The 17,882-nt window shown below is 69.5% G+C and carries 15 protein-coding genes and 1 pseudogene; 12 read left to right on the top strand and 4 right to left on the bottom strand.

Features of this window, described 5'->3' with window-relative positions; translation table 11 throughout:
• Positions 1-66: 66 nt before the first annotated feature.
• Genes G6N26_RS09340 through G6N26_RS09330 form a run of 3 tightly spaced genes read left to right on the top strand, consistent with a single transcriptional unit; the run spans position 67 to position 3,827 of the window.
• Positions 67-975: a metal-dependent hydrolase gene (locus G6N26_RS09340; RefSeq protein ID WP_083017405.1), complete on the top strand. Its 909-nt coding sequence runs from the start codon at positions 67-69 to the stop codon at positions 973-975.
• Between the two features lie 3 nt (positions 976-978).
• Positions 979-2,730 carry an SDR family oxidoreductase gene (locus G6N26_RS09335; RefSeq protein WP_083017403.1) on the top strand — a complete coding sequence of 584 codons (1,752 nt, stop codon included), beginning with the start codon at positions 979-981 and terminating at the stop codon, positions 2,728-2,730.
• A 20-nt stretch (positions 2,731-2,750) separates the two neighbouring features.
• A complete protein-coding gene (locus G6N26_RS09330) occupies positions 2,751-3,827 on the top strand; it encodes a PDR/VanB family oxidoreductase (protein WP_083017447.1) in 1,077 nt (358 codons plus the stop codon).
• Positions 3,828-3,832: 5 nt separating this feature from the next.
• On the opposite strand, the gene G6N26_RS09325 is transcribed toward G6N26_RS09330, so the two are convergent.
• The gene (locus tag G6N26_RS09325) at positions 3,833-4,483 is read right to left on the bottom strand and encodes a TetR/AcrR family transcriptional regulator (protein ID WP_083017401.1); all 651 of its coding nucleotides are present in this window, start codon (positions 4,481-4,483) and stop codon (positions 3,833-3,835) included.
• 120 nt (positions 4,484-4,603) lie between these two features.
• Between G6N26_RS09325 and G6N26_RS09320 the strand changes: the two genes are divergently transcribed.
• Both G6N26_RS09320 and G6N26_RS09315 read left to right on the top strand, forming a co-directional pair.
• Positions 4,604-5,629 carry a Rieske 2Fe-2S domain-containing protein gene (locus tag G6N26_RS09320; protein WP_083017399.1) on the top strand — a complete coding sequence of 342 codons (1,026 nt, stop codon included), beginning with the start codon at positions 4,604-4,606 and terminating at the stop codon, positions 5,627-5,629.
• 6 nt (positions 5,630-5,635) lie between these two features.
• Positions 5,636-6,724: an NAD(P)H-dependent amine dehydrogenase family protein gene (locus G6N26_RS09315; protein ID WP_083017445.1), complete on the top strand. Its 1,089-nt coding sequence runs from the start codon at positions 5,636-5,638 to the stop codon at positions 6,722-6,724.
• A 6-nt stretch (positions 6,725-6,730) separates the two neighbouring features.
• Here the strand turns inward: G6N26_RS09315 and G6N26_RS09310 are convergent, their stop codons facing one another.
• Positions 6,731-8,089, bottom strand: coding sequence for an HNH endonuclease signature motif containing protein (locus G6N26_RS09310; protein WP_083017397.1), 1,359 nt, complete (start codon positions 8,087-8,089; stop codon positions 6,731-6,733).
• A 103-nt stretch (positions 8,090-8,192) separates the two neighbouring features.
• On the opposite strand from G6N26_RS09310, the gene dapB reads away from it, so the two are divergent.
• From dapB to G6N26_RS09295, 3 genes are read left to right on the top strand one after another with little or no spacing between them, the layout of a single operon-like run.
• A complete protein-coding gene (gene dapB / locus G6N26_RS09305) occupies positions 8,193-8,930 on the top strand; it encodes a 4-hydroxy-tetrahydrodipicolinate reductase (protein WP_083017396.1) in 738 nt (245 codons plus the stop codon).
• 12 nt (positions 8,931-8,942) lie between these two features.
• Positions 8,943-9,401, top strand: a complete 459-nt coding sequence (locus G6N26_RS09300; RefSeq protein ID WP_083017394.1) for a hypothetical protein — start codon at positions 8,943-8,945, stop codon at positions 9,399-9,401.
• Entirely contained in the window at positions 9,394-9,849 is a 456-nt protein-coding gene (locus G6N26_RS09295; RefSeq protein ID WP_067176492.1) for a flavodoxin family protein, read from the top strand. The genes G6N26_RS09300 and G6N26_RS09295 overlap by 8 nt, the downstream gene beginning before the upstream one ends.
• Before the next feature lie 7 nt (positions 9,850-9,856).
• On the opposite strand, the gene G6N26_RS09290 is transcribed toward G6N26_RS09295, so the two are convergent.
• A complete protein-coding gene (locus tag G6N26_RS09290; protein WP_095578257.1) occupies positions 9,857-10,666 on the bottom strand; it encodes a thioesterase family protein in 810 nt (269 codons plus the stop codon).
• Positions 10,667-10,725: 59 nt separating this feature from the next.
• Between G6N26_RS09290 and G6N26_RS09285 the strand changes: the two are divergent.
• Together G6N26_RS09285 and G6N26_RS09280 are read left to right on the top strand one after the other, a co-directional pair.
• Positions 10,726-12,259: pseudogene (locus G6N26_RS09285) on the top strand (class I adenylate-forming enzyme family protein).
• Entirely contained in the window at positions 12,256-15,483 is a 3,228-nt protein-coding gene (locus G6N26_RS09280; RefSeq protein WP_083017390.1) for an acetyl-CoA carboxylase family protein, read from the top strand. Before G6N26_RS09285 ends, G6N26_RS09280 begins: the two are co-directional and overlap by 4 nt.
• Before the next feature lie 14 nt (positions 15,484-15,497).
• On the opposite strand, the gene G6N26_RS09275 is transcribed toward G6N26_RS09280, so the two are convergent.
• On the bottom strand, positions 15,498-15,812 hold the full coding sequence (locus G6N26_RS09275; RefSeq protein WP_014380630.1) for a hypothetical protein: 315 nt from the start codon (positions 15,810-15,812) through the stop codon (positions 15,498-15,500).
• 99 nt (positions 15,813-15,911) lie between these two features.
• On the opposite strand from G6N26_RS09275, the gene G6N26_RS09270 reads away from it, so the two are divergent.
• Together G6N26_RS09270 and G6N26_RS09265 are read left to right on the top strand one after the other, a co-directional pair.
• Positions 15,912-16,694, top strand: a complete 783-nt coding sequence (locus G6N26_RS09270; protein ID WP_067176723.1) for an SDR family oxidoreductase — start codon at positions 15,912-15,914, stop codon at positions 16,692-16,694.
• The gene (locus tag G6N26_RS09265) at positions 16,691-17,881 is read left to right on the top strand and encodes an acyl-CoA dehydrogenase family protein (RefSeq protein ID WP_083017388.1); all 1,191 of its coding nucleotides are present in this window, start codon (positions 16,691-16,693) and stop codon (positions 17,879-17,881) included. Before G6N26_RS09270 ends, G6N26_RS09265 begins: the two co-directional genes overlap by 4 nt.
• The last annotated feature ends 1 nt before the right edge of the window (position 17,882 follow it).

Here is a 17,882-nt window from a genome sequence, read left to right as displayed (position 1 = left end):
GCATACTTGGGGGGCGCCACTATACTGGCACCGCGCGGCGTCCAAACGCCGAGGTAGGGGGCAATAATGCTGACCGTCGACGACCAGGCAGCGGGTCCGCACGACGCGTCGCTCGACCACGAACGACTGGTCCTCGAGGCGCGCGACGTGCACTTCGATTGGGCGACGTTGCCGTTCCACTACGTGCCCGGCGAGCCATTCGCCACCCACGTCCTCAACGTGCTGCACCTCCTGCTGCCCGCGGGCGAAGAGTTCTTCGTCGACGTGTTCAAGAAGACCTTGCCGCTGATCAAAGACGACCAGCTGCGGCTGGACGTCCAGGGCTTCATCGGGCAGGAGGCGGTGCATTCCCAGGCGCACGCCGACGTGCTCGCGCACTTCGCCGCGCGGGGCATCGACCTGAGCCCCTACACCAGCCAGATCAAGTGGCTGTTCGACAAGCTGCTCGGCCCGCGTCCCCGGTGGAGCGAACGCCGCCGGCAGAGCTGGCTGCTCGAGCAGGTGTCGCTGGTCTCCGCGATCGAGCACTACACCGCCATCCTGGGCGAGTGGATCCTGAACTCGCCGGCCCACGACGCGATCGGCACCGATCCGGTGATGCTGGACATGCTGCGCTGGCACGGCGCCGAGGAGGTCGAACACAAGGCGGTCGCCTTCGACACCATGAAGCACCTGCGGGCCGGCTACTGGCGACAGGTCCGCGCCCAGCTGGTCGTGTCGCCCGCCATGCTGCTGTTGTGGATACGCGGCGTGCGGTTCATGTACTCGCTGGATCCCTATCTGCCGCCGCGCACCAAGCCGCGCTGGCGGGACTACTTCTCCGCGGCGCGGCGCGGATTGGTGCCCGGGCCGCTGCGTTTCGTGAAAGCCATCGGGAACTACTACCGGCCGGGCTTTCATCCGTCGCAGCTCGGCGGGGTCGGGCTGGCCGTGGACTACCTGGCCGTCTCACCCGCCGCGCGGGCCTCGCACTGACCCATGGGCACCACGTCGAGCCTCACCGCCAGCGACGGCGTCACGCTGGCCGTGCACCGCTACACCGACATCGACCCGGCGCGCCCGACTATCCTGGCGATCCACGGCTTTCCGGACAACCACCACGTCTGGGACGGCGTGGCCCAGGAGCTGGCCGGCCGACCGTACAACGTCGTCGCCTACGACGTGCGCGGCGCCGGTGAATCGTCCTCTCCCACACAGCGTTCCGGGTACCTGTTCGCACAGCTTGTCGCCGACATCGACGCGGTGATCGACAGCCTGGGCGTCGGGCGGGTGCACCTGTTGGGCCACGACTGGGGCTCGATCCAGGCGTGGGCGGCGGTCACCGACGAGTCGGTGATGCGCAAGGTGGCCTCGTTCACGTCGATCTCGGGCCCGCACCTGCAGTACGCGGGGGCGTTTCTGCGGTCCGCGCGCACGCCACGGGCCGTGGCCCGGGTCGCCAGGCAGCTGATCTCGTCGGGCTACATCGGCTTCTTCTTGTGCCCGGGGGTGCCCGAGCTGTCGTTCCGCTCGAGGGTCGGCGTGAAAGTCGTTGAGGCCTTTGAGCGCATCGGCCGCTCGAGCACCCGCAGCCAGCGCCACGAAACCAGGCGGTCGGTGACCGACTATGTCAACGGGCTCAACCTGTACCGGCAGAACATGCCCGCGCCCATGCTGGCGCCGGGCCCGCAGCTCCCGACGACGACGGTCGCCGTGCAGACCCTGGTTCCGCGAAGGGACGTCTTCGTGACGCCCGCGCTGCAGCGCTTCACCGGCGCAATTCCCGATGGCGCCAGGGTGATTGCAATCGAGGGCGGGCACTGGGTGGTGACCTCGCGCCCCGACGTCATCGCCCGGCTGACCGCCGAGTGGGTGGACCGGACGGTCGCCGGCGCGCCCGCCGTGGCCGAGGTGCGCGGCGTCCGCCGGGAGGTATGCGGCAAACTCGCCCTGGTCACCGGCGCCGGCGCCGGGATCGGCAGGGCCACCGCGGTGGAGCTGGCCCGCGGGGGTGCCCGCAAGATCGTGCTGGCCGACCGTGATCGGGTCGCCGCCGCCGAGACCGCCGATGCCGTCCGCGCGGCCTGCGCGGAGGCCGCGGTCTACCAGGTCGACGTCAGCGACGAGGACGCGATGAACGAGCTTGCGGCACAGGTGCGTAACGAGCACGGCGTGGTCGACATCCTGGTGAACAACGCCGGCATCGGGATGGCGGGCCGCTTCCTGGAGACCAGCTCGGCGAATTGGGAAGACATCATGGGGGTCAACGTCGGCGGCGTCATCTCCGGCAGCCGGGCCTTCGGTGCGCAGATGGTCGAGCGCGGCGAGGGCGGCACGATCATCAACGTGGCCTCGGCGGCGGCCTTCCTGCCGTCGAAGTCGATGGTCGCCTACAGCACCACCAAGGCCGCGGTGCTGGCGCTCAGCGAATCGTTGCGCGCCGACTTCGCCGACGAGGGCATCAGCGTCACCGCGGTGTGCCCGGGCTTCGTCAACACCAACATCGCCAAGAGCACGATCTACGCCGGGATGGACGCCCAGCAGCAGGAGCGCGCGCGGGGCAAGGCGGACGCCGCCTACCGGCGCCGCAACTTCACGCCCGAGGCGACCGCCAAGGCGATCGTGAAGGCCATCAAGACCGGTCCGGCGGTGCTGCCGATCGCCGCCGAATCCCGGATCGGCTACGCCATGCGGCGCATCAGCCCGGGGGCGGTTCGGCTGTTCGCGCGCTTGGACATTCGGCAGACGTAGTGGGGCCGGAAGGGGGACTGGTGCCGGAGAGCATTTGGGCCAGCAGGCCCGCCGACCTGTACGGTCGGCGCGACCACGACCGCTTCGGGTCGCTGCTGTGGGGCATCCGGGCGGTGTTCGAGGGATTCGCGACGGTGTCGAGGTGGCAGCCCTCGCGGGTGAAGCCGGTGCAGCGCAAGCTGACCGCGGTCGTAACCAAGCGCGAGGTCGTCGCACCCGACGTCGTCGCGCTGACGTTGGCCGACCCCGACGGCGGGCTGCTTCCCTCCTGGACGCCCGGCGGGCACATCGACGTGCTGTTGCCCTCGGGCCGGCGCCGGCAGTACTCGCTGTGCGGTCCGCCCGGGCGGCGCACCGACTACCGCATCGCGGTGCGCCGGATCGCCGACGGCGGCGGCGGATCCATCGAGATGCACGAGGCTTTCGGCGTGGGCGACACGTGCGAGTTCGAGGGCCCGCGGAATGCGTTCTATCTCGGCACGGCCGAGCGTGACGTGTTGTTCGTGATCGGCGGCATCGGGGTGACCCCCATCCTGCCGATGATCCGTGCGGCCGGGCGGCGCGGGATTGATTGGCGCGCAATCTATACCGGGCGCAGCCGCGAGTACATGCCGCTGCTCGACGAGGTCGTGTCGGTGGCCCCGGAGCGGGTGACGGTGTGGGCCGACGACGAGCATGGCCGCTTCCCGACCGTCGCGGAGCTGCTGGCCGACGCCGGCCCGGCGACGGCCGTCTACGTGTGCGGGCCGAGCGCCATGCTCGAAGCCGTGCGGGTCGCCCGCGACGAACATGCCGGCGCACCACTGCATTACGAGCGGTTCAGCCCGGCGCCGGTGGTCGACGGGGTTCCGTTCGAGCTGGAGCTCGCGCGCTCCCGGCAGGTGCTCGCGGTGCCGGCCAATCGCACGGCGCTCGACGTCATGCTCGACCGGGACCCGACGACGCCCTACTCGTGCCGGCAGGGTTTCTGCGGTACGTGCCGGGTCAAAGTGCTTGCCGGACAGGTGGATCACCGGGGGCGCACCTCGCCCGGCGACGACGGCATGCTGGTGTGCGTGTCGCGGGCCGACGGCGACCGGGTGGTCATCGACGCCTGAGCCGGTTACAGCCGGGACTGCTCCAGGTAGGAGGCCAGCGCGTTGGTCAGCCCACGGCGCGCCATGTCGAGGTCGGCGTAGGAGCCCAGCTGGCGCTCCGACACCAGGCCGCGCATCGCGCCGGGAATCAGCGCGGCCACCTCGCGGACCCGGTCGGGATCGACGGCCAACCCGGCGAACGCGTGCTGGCAGGTCTCCAGCCAGCTCTTGCCCCAGGAAAACAGCTCGGCGGCCGTGCGCGGGAAGAGGCGTTCGAGCTCGTCGGGATCGCGCGGCAGCGCGGCCCGCAGGTTCTCGATCGCGCGCGAATCCGCCGATGCCAGTCCGTTGTAGAGGGTTTCGATGATGGCGCCGACGCGTTCCCGCAGCGGGGCGTCCGGCGAGATCGGTGTCGACAGCGTCGAGAACGTCGCGGCGCGGCGCTCGGCGGTGCGGTGCAGCACCGCGGCCCAGAACCCGTCGGTGTCGCCGAACTGGTACTGCACCGCGCCCCAGGTGGCGCCGATGTCCTTAGCGATGCGGTTGGCCGACACCGAGCCCGGCTCACCGGAGGCCAGGGAGCGCAGCGCGGCCTCGAGCATGCTCTCGCGAGTCGCGTGTCCACGCCGGTTCGGGCGGCGGCCCGCGATCCCGGCTCCGCTGCGTGGGCGTGTCATTGGGCGATCTTATCCACTCGGGCCGGACCGTTCGCGGCGTTTCATAGAGGGTACTTTGATTTCTTGGGAGCGCGGCTTATATTCGTACCCGAGGGAGGGCAGCTGATATGGCAGGGCTCGATGGCTAAGCCGCCGTTGTCGATGAAGCCGACCGGCTGGTTCCAGGTCGCCTGGTCCGACGAGATCGGCGTCGGAGACGTGCACAAGATGAAGTACTTCGACTCCGAGATGGTCGCCTGGCGCGCGGAGTCCGGTCAACTCACGGTGATGAACGCCTACTGCGAGCACCTCGGGGCGCACCTGGGGTATGGGGGCACGGTCGTCGGCGAGGTGCTGCAGTGCCCGTTCCACGGTTGGCAGTGGAGCCAGGAGGGTCGCAACGTCTGCATCCCGTACCAGGACCGGCCCAACCGTGGCCGGCGCATGCGCACCTACCCGGTGGTGGAGCGCAACGCGTCGGTCTACATCTGGCACGACGTCGAGCGCCGCGAACCGTACTTCGACCCGCCGGATGTGTTCGCCGCGTTCGACGACGGCAGCAGCGCCGACGACTACTACCCGCAGCAGCGCCTCTACCGCGAGACGCTGGAGATGCACCCGCAGTACGTGCTGGAAAACGGGGTGGACTTCGCGCATTTCAAGTACGTGCACCAGACGCCGATCGTGCCGGTGTTCACCCGTCATGATTTCGTCGAGCCGGTGTCGTATGTCGATTTCACGATCACCTTCGAGGGCGACGACGGCCAGAAGATCGAGGACGTCAACAGCGGCGTGCAGGCGATCAACGGCGGCCTGGGGATCGCGGTGACCAAGAGCTGGGGGATGATCGACAACCGCACCATCTCGGCGATCACCCCGGTCGACGAGCGCACCTCCGACGTCCGCTTCATGGTCTACATCGGACGAACGCCTGCCAAAGACGCGGCCCGCGCCGAACTCAAGGCGACCGAATTCGGGCGGGAAGTGATCCGCCAGTTCACCCAGGACATCGAGATCTGGCAGCACCAACGGTATTCGGATCCACCCGCACTGGCCGCCGACGAGTACGAGGGATTCACGGCGATTCGCCAGTGGGCCAAACAGTTCTATCCCGATGGGATCGGTGGCAGCGCCGCCGAAGTCTATGCAGCGTCGCAGAAAGGCTGAATGGAAATGAATGCACCCGCCGGACCGGTCCGCGTCTTCCAGGTCGGAAGCGGCAATGTCGGCTCGGAGATGATCAGGCGGATCGCCAGCCAGCCCGACCTCGAACTCATTGGCGTGCACTGCTATTCGCCAGAGAAGGTCGGCAAGGACACCGGCGAGTTCGCGGGCGTGGGGGCCAACGGGGTGAAGTTCACCGGGACCATCGAGGAGATCATCGCCGCCAAGCCGGACGTGCTGACCTTCCACGGTGTGTTCCCCGACGAGGACCTCTACGTCAAGGTGCTCGAGGCGGGCATCGACATCGTCACCACCGCGGACTGGATCACCGGCTGGCATCGCGACACCAACCACCCGCACCCGTCGGGCAAACCGGTGAGCCGCCTGCTGGCCGAGGCCGCCGAGAAGGGCGGGGCGACGTTCTACGGCACCGGGATGAACCCGGGGCTGAATCAGATTCTGGGCGTGGTGTGCTCGGCCGATGTCGCCGACATCGAGAACATCACCACCATCGAGTCCGTCGACGTGTCGTGCCACCACTCCAAGGACACCTGGATCGAGGTGGGCTACGGCCAGCCGGTCGACGACCCGGAAATCCCGTCGAAGCTCGAGAAGTACACCCGCGTCTTCGCCGACAGCGTGTACATGATGGCCGACTGCTTCGACCTCACGCTCGACGAGGTCACGTTCAGCTACGAGCTGGGCGCCTGCACCAAGGACGTCGACCTGGGCTGGTACACGCTGCCCAAGGGTTCGCTCGGCGGCAACTACATCAAGTACCAGGGCATGGTCGACGGCGTGCCGCGGGTCGAGACGCACCTGGAATGGCAGATGACCCCGCACACCGATCCCAGCTGGAACATCAAGGGCTGCTACATCACCCAGATCAAGGGCGATCCGTGCATCTACAACAAGCACATGATCTTTCCGAAGCCCGGCGTGGACCTGTCCAACCCGGACAGCTTCGCCTCGATCGGCATGACCGTGACCGGCATGCCCGCCCTCGCCGCGATCAAGTCGGTGATCGCGGCGCCGCCGGGGCTCATCACCAGCGCCGACCTGCCGCTGCGCGGCTTCGCCGGGCGGTTCGTCACGTAGGCGAAGTCAGGGGCCGGCGCGGTCGCCGATGCCGCGCTCGGGGTGGTGATAGTCGTTGGTGCGAGCCCCGCGGTCCAGCCGCGGCGGCGGTATCCACTCGGTGTCCCCGCGGGCGTTCTTTCTCGTCCGCCAGCCCTTTTCGACCAGCTTGTGGTGTGGCGCGCAGGCGAAGGTGAGGTTGTCGGCATCGGTCGTTCCGCCAGCCGCCCATTCGTTCAGGTGGTGCACCTCGCACCAATAGCCGGGCGCGTCGCAGCCCGGATGGGTGCAGCCGCGGTCGTGCGCGTAGAGGACGATGCGCTGATCCGGTGAGGCAATGCGCCGTGACCGGCCGAGATACAGTGGGCGGCTGGAATGCTCGTCGAACACGACGAGATAGTGGTGGGCGTGGCGGCCCATCCGGATCACGTCGCGCATGGGCAGCAGAGTTCCGCCGCCGGTGACCGCGCGCCCGGTGCCCGACGTCAGCTCCTGCAGTGTGGTCGACACGATCAAGGCCACCGGTAATCCGTTGTGCTGGCCGAGTTTCGGGTCGCCCAGCTGGCCGCGCACCAGCGCATTGAGGGCGTCGTGCCGGCGCTGGGAGGGAGTGCGCCCGTCGCGGCGCGCGCACTCGTCATCGGGTTCGCCCTCGACACAGGGTGTTTCGTCATCCGGGTTGCACATCCCGGGCGCCGCGAAGTGGGACAGCCACGCATCGAAGTTGGCGCGCAGCTCCGGGGAGGCGACCAGTTTTCCGACGCTCATGCCGTCGGCGCGTTGGCCGCACCAGGTGAAGCCGCGCTGCCGGGCGCGGTCGAGGTCGGAGAATTTTCCGTCCGGGTTGATCGACAGCGCGTAGCGGTGTGCGGCCTTCTGCAACTGATCGGGACGCAGCTTCTTCGCTTGTTCGGCCAGGAACCGCTCGGCGTCGTCCGCCGTGGCCACGGGCACGGACTCCGGAAGATCGCGCACGAACCCCTGGATCACCCGGAGGTGCTGGCCGTCGAGCGCACCGTCGCGCCACGCCACGGCGGTGGCGGGCAATTCGGGCGGCAACTCCTGACCAGTGAGGGTCAGCCGCGGCGAGAGCTGGGTGGCATCGTGCAGGCGGCGGGACGCCTCGGCGCAGCTGATCCGCAGCCAGTCGGCGACGACCTTGTGCACCGGGCCACCGATGGCGGCGGGGTCCTCTTTCGCCAGGCCCGCGATCACGTCGTGGCCGACCGCGATCTGGCGTCGGCGTGAGGTCTCCATCCTTTCCAGCACGCGCAGCCGGACGACGGAGTCCAAGAGATCGAAGTTCAGCCCGCGGACCGCCGCGTCGGCGGCGTCCAGCGCGGCCATGACGTCGGCCGCCCCACCCGGAACCTCGATCGAATGCATGTTCGAATTTTATGCGCGGCCGTGCGGAGGGAAAACGGCCGACGCGACATCTGTGGATAAACCACGGACTGTGGATAAAAGCACCCCGGCTAGGGTGAAAGCCATGCGGGTCGGAGTGCTGGGAGCCAAGGGAAAAGTCGGATCGACGATGGTGGCCGCCGTGCGGGCCACCGAGGATCTGACGCTGTCCGCCGAAGTGGACGCCGGTGACCCGCTGAGCCTGCTGACCGACGGCGACACCGAGGCGGTCATCGACTTCACCCACCCTGACGTGGTGATGGGCAACCTGGAGTTCCTCATCGGCAACGGGATTCACGCCGTCGTGGGCACGACGGGCTTCACCGCCGAGCGCCTGCAGCAGGTTCAAGCCTGGCTCGCCGAGAACCCGAAAACCTCGGTGCTGATCGCGCCGAACTTCGCGATCGGGGCGGTGCTGTCCATGCACTTCGCCAAGCAGGCCGCGCCCTTTTTCGACTCGGCCGAGGTGATCGAGCTGCATCACCCGCACAAGGCCGACGCCCCGTCGGGCACCGCGACGCGCACCGCCAAACTGATCGCCGAGTCACGAAAAGGCTTGCCGCCCAACCCCGACGCCACCAGCACCAGCCTGCCGGGCGCGCGGGGCGCCGACGTCGACGGGATCCCGGTGCACTCCGTGCGCCTGGCCGGTCTGGTCGCTCACCAGGAGATCCTGTTCGGCACCGAGGGGGAGACGCTGACCATCCGCCACGACAGCATCGACCGGACCTCGTTCGTCCCCGGTGTGCTGCTGGCCGTGCGGCGCATCAAGGAACACCCCGGCCTGACGGTGGGCTTGGAGCCCCTGCTCAATCTGCAATGAGCTGAATCTGCCATGACCAAAGCGCTGCGCACCCAACTGCTCGTCGCCTTCATGTGCGTCGCGTTGTTGGTGTACTTCGCGCTGCTGGGGCGGGTGGCCGTCGCGATGATCGCCTCCGGCCGGGCCGCCGCCGTCGGCCTCGGGCTGGCGGTGTTGATCATGCCGGTCATCGGCCTGTGGGCCATGATCGCGACCCTGCGTGCGGGGTTCGCGCACCAGCGGCTCGCGCGCCTGATCGCCGCCGACGGAATGGAACTGGACACCAGCGCGCTGCCGCGCCGGCCGTCGGGCCGCATCCAGCGCGGCGCGGCCGACGCGCTGTTCGCCACGGTGCGCACCGAGGTGCAAGACCACCCCGACGACTGGCGGCGCTGGTACCGGCTGGCTCGCGCTTACGACTATGCGGGGGATCGCCGCCGCGCCCGCGAAGCGATGAAGACGGCCGTGACCCTGCAGGGCCACCATGAGTAAGACGCTGCTGATCGTGCACCACACGCCGTCGCCGCACACGCACGAGATGTTCGAGGCGGTCGTCGCCGGGGCGACCGACCCCGAGATCGAGGGCGTGGAAGTGCTGCGGCGCCCGGCCCTGACGGTCTCGCCGGCCGAGATGCTGGCCGCCGACGGCTACCTGCTGGGCAGCCCGGCCAATCTCGGCTACATCTCGGGTGCCCTCAAGCACGCCTTCGACTGCTCCTACTACCAGCTGCTCGACTCCACCCGCGGGCGGCCCTTCGGGCTGTACCTGCACGGCAACGAGGGCACCGAGGGCGCCGAGCGCGCGGTCGACACCATCACGACCGGGCTGGGGTGGTCCAAAGCCGCTGAGACGGTGGTGGTTTCGGGCAAGCCCGACAAGGAGCGGCTGCAGGCGTGCTGGGAGCTCGGCGCCACGGTCGCCGCTCAGTTGATGGAGTGACGCGGAGCTACTCGTAGGTCGGCTTGAACGCGTCGGCCGGCTGCGCCAGGGCCAGCGCCGAGCTGGTGCCGATCGGGCCGTGCCGGTCGAACAGGGTGGCCGCCCCGGTGGCGACCCCGGCCGTGCCGTAGTGACTCTGGGCGGCCAGGCCGAGGAATTCACCGTCGGGCAACCGGCTCGCGGTCACGGTGTAGTCGGCGTTGATGTAGCGCAATCCGCCGGTGCCCCAATGGGTGAGCGAACTCGTGATGTCACCGACGAACGCCAGGCGGGTAAACGGGGTGAGCGGGTAACCCTGCACCATCGGCCGAAAGACCCTGGCCCACGCGAACTTCTGGGAGTCGGACTGCTCCCATTCGCCGGCGGCGATGCCCGGGCTGCCGTCGCGGGTCGCCCCGTACCCCCAGATGAGAAACGGCATCTCGGCCGGGAAGCCGTCCGAGGAGGTCGGGAGTGGGGGCATTTCGACCGGGAAAGACCACACCTGACCGTCGGGGTGATCGCCGCGACGCAGGAACAGCGCGCTGGCCCGCGCCACCACCGTGCCGTTTTGGACCAGCTCGCCGTCGACCAGCCTGATGCGCCGACCCTCCCGTAGGACCGATGTCCGGATCTGCACCGGCAACATCAGCGCCGGGCGCAACAGGTCGACCGTGAACCGGGCGGGCTGCAGGTCCGGGTCGACGCCGGATTGCTCTATGCCCCAACCCAACAGGCCGCCGACGATCTGGCCGCCCATGGCCGCGCCCCACGGCCCTTGCGTCATCGTGCCCGGAACATAGGAGTCGCCGTCTACAGTGAAAAACGCCTCGGGCATGATGGCGGAATCGTTCGTCACCGCTATCACGATAGGACACCGGAGAGTAAGGACCGGGTATGCCTCCAGTGATCGAAATCGCGCGCGACCGCAACCCGTTCCCGACGGTCGGGGTGTCCCGCGGCCGCGACGGGATCCCGCGCTACGACGGGCTGCCCGCCACCCTGCTGGACATGCTCGCCGAACACGTCGACGCCCGACCGGACAGCGAGGCCCTGGTCGAGCTGGGCGCCGGCCGGCTGACGTACCGGCAACTCTGGGACCGCGCGGCGCGGGTGGCCGGTGGACTGCGGGTGGCCGGCGTGAAAGAGGGCGACCGGGTCGCGGTGCGCTACCCCGCGGGGATCGACTGGGCGCTCGCGTTCTGGGGCGTCGTGATGGCCGGCGGCGTTGCGGTGGCGGTCAATACGCGCTCCGCGCAACCGGAGGTCGACTTCGTCCTGTCCGACTCGGGCGCGCGGCTGGATCTGGCGCCGGATGCCGCGCTGCCCGACGGGCCGCCGTACGTCACCGAGGAACTCGGCCGCGCCGACGTGGCCGCCCTGTTCTACACCTCGGGCACCACCGGGCACCCCAAAGGGGTGCCGACCACGCACGAGGCGTTCCTGACCAACACCGAGAACGCGATCCGGTGCCTGCGCCAGCCGCGGGACCTCGGCGAGGGCATGCGGACGCTCATCTCCGTTCCGCTGTTCCACGTGACGGGTTGCAATTCACAGCTTTTGGCCGCCGCCCGGCTCGGGGGAGCGTCGGTGATCATGCCCACGCTGGATCTCGACGTCCTGATCGCCGCCCTGGGCGCCGAGCGCGTTTCGGTCATGGTGACGGTGCCGGCGGTCTACTCACTGTTGTTGCGGCACAGCGGTTTCGCTGGGGCCGACGTCTCCGGGGTGCGGTGGGTGGGATACGGCGGGGCCCCGATCGCCCCGTCGCTGGTGCGGTCGGTGAAGAGCGCGTTCCCGCACGCCACCGTGTTCAACGGCTATGGCATGACGGAGTCGGCCTCGCTGATGACGGTGCTGCCCGACGACGACGCCATCGAGCACGCCGACTCGGTCGGGTACGCGGTCCCGTCGGTGGACCTCGGGGTGATCCCGTTCGGCGACGACCCCCGCGTGGGTGAGCTGGTGACCCGGGGCGCCAACATCACCGCCGGCTACTGGAACCGGCCCGAGGCCACGGCAACGACCTTTGCCGACGGCTGGTTGCACACCGGCGACGTGGTGCGGGTCGACGACGCGGGCAGGGTGCACCTCATCGACCGGCTCAAGGACATCATCAACCGCGGGGGCGAGAACGTCTCGAGCGTCGAGGTCGAAGCCGTGCTGCTGGCGGCGCCCGGTGTCGCGGACGCCTGCGTGCTCGGCGTCGCCGACGACGTGATGGGGGAGAAGGTGGGGGCGGTGTTGTTCGGGGGCGACGCCGAGATCGACGTGCCGGCGGTGCTCGAGCATTTGCCGGGGCCAGCTGGCCGACTTCAAAGTGCCGCAATACGTCACGGTGGCCGCTGAGGCGCTGCCGCGCAATGCCGGCGGCAAGCTGCTCAAGGCGAGGCTCCGCGAACAGGTGCGGTGGGGGGAGCCCCTGCGATGAGCGCGAGCCTGCTGGTCGCCAACCGCGGCGAGATCGCACTGCGAATCATCCGCACCGCAACCGAACTGGGCATGCGAACTATCGCCGTCTACGCCGACGACGACGCGCAGAGCCCGCACGTGCACGCGGCCGACGAGGCGATCGGGCTGCCCGGCGGCGGCCCGCAGGCCTACCTGGACCAGTCCGCCGTGCTGGCGGTGGCGAAGAGTTCCGGCGCGGACCTCATCCACCCCGGCTACGGATTCCTCAGCGAGAACGCCGAATTCGCCCACGCGTGCGCGGCCGGCGGCTTCACATTCGTCGGCCCCGACCCCGGGGTGCTCGGGTTGCTCGGTAACAAGACCGCGGCCCGCGGCGCCGCGCTGGCCGCCGGGGTGCCGGTGCTGCCCGCGACCGAAGGGGCGAGCAGCGTCGAAGACGTCAAGGCGTTCTTCGCCGCCCAGGGCGGCGGCATCATGCTCAAGGCCCTGGCCGGCGGTGGCGGGCGGGGAATGCGCAAGGTGCACAGCGCCGATCAGATCGACGACGCCTACCAGCGCTGCGCGGCCGAGGCGCGGCTGGGTTTCGGCGATGCGGCGCTGTTCGCCGAGGCGCTGCTCGACGACGCCCGCCACATCGAGGTGCAGGTCGTCGCCGCGCCGGCCGGTCACCAGACGCACGCGCTGGCGGTCGGCGATCGCGACTGCAGCATCCAACGCCGCTACCAGAAGCTGGTCGAAATAGCTCCCGCCCAAGGCCTTTCCGATGCCGTACGCCGGGCTCTGCACCAGGCGGCGGTGCGGCTGTGCGCGCGCGTGGGCCTGCGCGGGCTGGCAACGGTGGAATTCCTGGTCACCGGCGAGGAGTTCGTCTTCCTCGAAGTCAACCCGCGAATCCAGGTGGAACACACCGTCACCGAGGAAACCACCGGCCTCGACGTGGTGGCCATCCAGCTGGCGATCGCCGGCGGCGCATCGTTCTACGGGCTGGGGTTGCCGGCCGGGATCGCTTCCGACGGCCTCGAAATCATCGGCGAGCCGGCCGCCCAGCGCGGCATCGCGATTCAGCTCAGGGTCAACGCGGAGACGTTCGGGCCCGACTTTTCCGTGGTGCCGTCGGCGGGCACGCTGACGGTGTTCACCCCGCCGAGCGGGCCGGGCGTGCGCGTCGACACCTATGGCCGGCCGGGGCTGGCCGTGAGCCCGCAGTACGACTCGCTGCTGGCCAAGGTCGTCGTCCATGTGCGCGGGACGTCGTGGTCGGCGGCACTCCGCAAGGCCGGCACCGCCCTGTCCGAGTTCGGCATCGAAGGCATCCACACCAACATCGGATTCCTCCGCGAGCTGCTGACTACGGAGCGGGTCGAATCCGGTTGGGTGAGCACGGGTTTCCTCGACGGCAAGCTTCCCGAGCTGGCCCGGGCCGCGCAGTCGCACGAGCAAGAGCCGCGGCCGACGGCGGTCGAGCTCTATCCCGGCGAGGACGCGCTGCGCGCGCAGCTGGCCGGCACCGTGGTCGAGGTGGCGCCCGAAGGGGCCGAGTGCGCCGCCGGAAGCCAGCTGGTCGTCCTGGAAGCGATGAAGATGCAGCACGTGCTCGTCGCGCCGGACACCCTGCGGACCGTCCGGATTCTGGTGACGCCCGGGCAGGTCGTCGGCACCGGCGACCCGCTGCTGATCTTCACCCGCACCGAGGCGGGCGCGGACGGCGGGTCCGCCACGGCCGCAACCGATCTCGACCGGCCGCGCGCCGACCTCGACGAGGTGACGCAGCGTCACGCGCTCACGCTGGACGAGGGCCGTGTGGCCGCCGTCGCCAAGCGGCACAACCAGGGTCGCCGCACCGCGCGGGAGAACATCGCCGACCTGGTCGATCCCGGCAGCTTCGTCGAATACGGCGCGTTGGCCATCGCGGCGCAGCGCAGCCGCCGCTCGGAAGCCGACCTGATCGCCAACACCCCGGCCGACGGCCTGGTAGCCGGCCTGGCGACCATCGGCGCGCAGCGGTTCGGCCGGGCCGCGGCCGAGGCCGTCGTGGTCTCTTACGACTACACCGTGCTGGCCGGCACGCAGGGCATGCGCAACCACGCCAAGACCGACCGCGCCTTCGACCTGGCCGCGCGAAAGCGTCTACCCGTGGTGCTGTTCGCCGAGGGCGGCGGGGGCCGGCCGGGCGATACCGACGTCGGCGGCGTCGCCGGGCTGGACGTGCCGACCTTCCGGATGCTGGCCGGACTGCGCGGCGAGGTGCCGCTGGTGTCGATCGTGTCCGGCCGATGCTTCGCCGGCAACGCCGCGCTCGCCGGGGTCTGCGACGTGATCATCGCAACACCGGACGCCAACATCGGGATGGGGGGCCCGGCGATGATCGAGGGCGGCGGGCTGGGCGTGTACCCGCCGGAAGCGATCGGCCCGATCGGCGTGCAGCGCCGCAACGGCGTGATCGGCCTGGTCGCCCGGGACGAGGCGCACGCGGTGTCGCTGGCCAAGAACTATCTGTCCTACTTTCAGGGCAGCCTGGGTGAGTGGGAAGCGCCCGATCCCCGCCTGGCCCGCCATGTGGTGCCGCAGAACCGGTTACGCGCCTACGACGTGCACCGGGCGATCGAGGCGATCGTCGACGTCGGATCGGTGCTGGAGCTGCGGCCCGACTATGGCGTGGGCATCGTCGCGGCGCTGGTGCGCGTCGAAGGGGTGCCCTATGGGCTGATCGCCAACAGCACCCACCACTTGGGCGGTGCGATCGATGCCGAGGCGGCCGACAAGACCGGCGACTTCCTGACACTGTGCGAATCGTTTGGGCTGCCGGTGATTTCGTTGTGTGACACGCCCGGCTTCATGGTGGGGCCCGATGCCGAGACCCAGGCGGCGGTTCGCCGTTTCGGCCGGATGTTCGTGCTCGGCGCGCGGCTGACCGTGCCGCTGGGAATGATCATCTTGCGCAAAGGATATGGGCTCGGCGCCATGGCGATGGCCGGCGGTTCCTTCCGCGCGCCCCAGTTCACCGTCGCCTGGCCGACGGGGGAGATCGGCGGTATGGGCTTGGAAGGCGCTGTGCGCCTTGGCTACAGCAAGGAGTTGGCCGCGGTCGAGGACCCTGCTGAACGGCAGAACCTCTTCGATCGCCTCGTGGCCGCCGCCTACGAGCACGGCAAGGCATTGCGTGCGGCCACCACGTTCGAGCTGGACGACGTGATAGACCCGTCAGCCTCCCGGGCCTGGATCACCAGGCTCTCGGGAGGCTGACCGGGTTTGAGCGATTATCCGTGGCCGGAGCCGCAGCCGACGCCGGGCAGGCAGCCGGTGCCGCCGGGCACTCCGCCGGGGCCGGCGAACTGGCCGCCGGAGCCGCAGCCCACACCCGGGACGCAGCCCTGACCACCGGGTCCGCCGCCGGGACCGTTGAACTGGCCTCCCGAGCCGCAGTTTCCGTTGGCGTCGCAGCCGCCGCCGCCCGGGTCCTGCTTAAACGTGATGTGGGTCGGCGCGGGTCCGGCGACGGAAACGTCAGCGACGGCCGCGGGCGCTGCGGCGATAGCCGCTGCGACAGCCCCGGCGACGACCAGCGGTTTCATGAGTGTCAATTTCGATAGCATGCGCCTGGCATACCACCTCAACACATGTCCAAAACATCGCGAATAAAATTCGGTGGCAAACAACGGAAGGCCAACGACATGACCTCACAAGATCTGACCGGCCGTACCGCAATCATCACCGGCGCGTCACGCGGAATTGGCCTGTCGATCGCTCAACAGCTGGCGGCCGCCGGCGCCAACGTGGTGCTGACCGCCCGCAAGCAGGAGGCGGCCGACGAGGCCGCCGCGCAGGTCGGTGAGCGGGCCGTCGGTGTCGGGGCGCATGCGGTCGACGAGGAGGCGGCCCGGCGCTGCGTGGACATGACGCTCGAGCGCTTCGGCAGCGTCGACATCCTGGTCAACAACGCGGGAACCAACCCCGCGTACGGTCCGCTGATCGACCAGGACCACGCCCGGTTCACCAAGATCTTCGACGTCAACCTGTGGGCTCCGCTGCTGTGGACCTCGCTCGTCGTCAAGTCGTGGATGGGCGAGCACGGTGGGGCGATCGTCAACACGGCCTCCATCGGCGGCATGCACCAGTCGCCGGCGATGGGCATGTACAACGCCACCAAGGCCGCGCTGATCCACGTCACCAAGCAACTGGCGCTGGAACTTTCGCCGCGCGTGCGGGTCAACGCGATCTGCCCCGGCGTGGTGCGCACCAGGCTGGCCGAGGCGCTGTGGAAGGACCACGAGGATCCGCTGGCGTCGTCGATCGCGCTCGGACGCATCGGCGAACCGATCGACGTGGCCGCGGCGGTCGCCTTCCTTGTTTCCGACGCGGCGAGCTGGATCACCGGCGAAACCATGGTCATCGACGGTGGTCTACTGCTGGGCGCCGCACAGGGATTCCAGTCCGCACCCGGCGGCGGGCAATGAACGCCTTCGACGCGGCCGATCTGGACGCGCGGGTGCGGGCACTGCTGGACGAACACGACCCGAAGGCCAGTGACCCGCGGGAATTCCTTGGTGCGCAATACGATGCGGGCCTGGCCTGGGTGCACCTGCCCCAGGGCTTCGGCGGGCTGGATCTGCCACGCACCGCGCAGGAGCGCGTCGACGCCCGACTGGCCGCCGCCGGAGCGCCGGTGGGCGGCACCCCCAAGAACTACATCGGGATGGGCATGGCTGCGCCAACCATCGCGGCGTTCGGCACCGACGAGCAGAAGCGAAAGTTCCTGCGCCCGTTGTTCGCCGGCGAGCAGATCTACTGCCAGCTGTTCAGCGAGCCTGGCGCCGGATCCGACCTCGCCGGGGTATCCACCCGCGCGGTCCGCGACGGCGACGGATGGATTGTCAATGGGCAGAAGGTGTGGACGTCGCAGGCGCAGCACGCGCAGATGGCCATCCTGGTCGCCCGCACCGATCCGAACGTGCCCAAACACGCAGGCCTGACCTACTTTCTCTGCGACATGACCCAACCCGGAGTCGAGATCCGGCCGCTGCGCCAGATCACCGGGGAGGCCGAATTCAACGAGGTCTTCCTCACCGACGTCCAGGTGCCCGACGCGAACCGGCTCGGCCCTGAGGGCGGTGGCTGGCGGGTCGCGACCACCACCCTCAACAACGAACGGGTCGCGATCGGTTCGCGCGCCGGGGTGCCGCGGGAGGGCGGCCACATCGGCAAGGTCGCCGACGCCTGGCGTGACGAGCCGGCCCTGCGCGACCCCGCCATGCACGACCAGCTGATGCGGTTGTGGGTGGACGCGGAGGTCTTTCGGCTCGCCGGTGAACGGCTGCGCCAGCAGGCCGCCACCGGTCAGCCCGGTCCGGAGGGCGCCGGAATGAAGGTGGCGTTCGCCGATCTGGCGCAAGCGATTTCGGGATTCGAGATCGAACTGCACGGCGAATCCGGCCTGTACTACGACGACTGGACCATGCGCCGCCCCGAGACGGTCGACTTGGTCGGCCGCGAGCCCGGCTACCGCTACCTGCGGGCGCGCGGCAACTCGATCGAGGGCGGCACGTCAGAAATCCTGCGCAACACGATCTCCGAACGGATTCTCGGCCTGCCGGGTGAACATCGCGTCGACAAGGACGCCGCGTGGAAGGACCTGCCGCGATGAG

The organism is Mycobacterium marseillense (genome assembly GCF_010731675.1).
Lineage (GTDB): Bacteria > Actinomycetota > Actinomycetes > Mycobacteriales > Mycobacteriaceae > Mycobacterium > Mycobacterium marseillense.
Note: the sequence above shows the minus strand (reverse complement) of the source record. Positions and strands in the feature narration are given on the sequence as shown.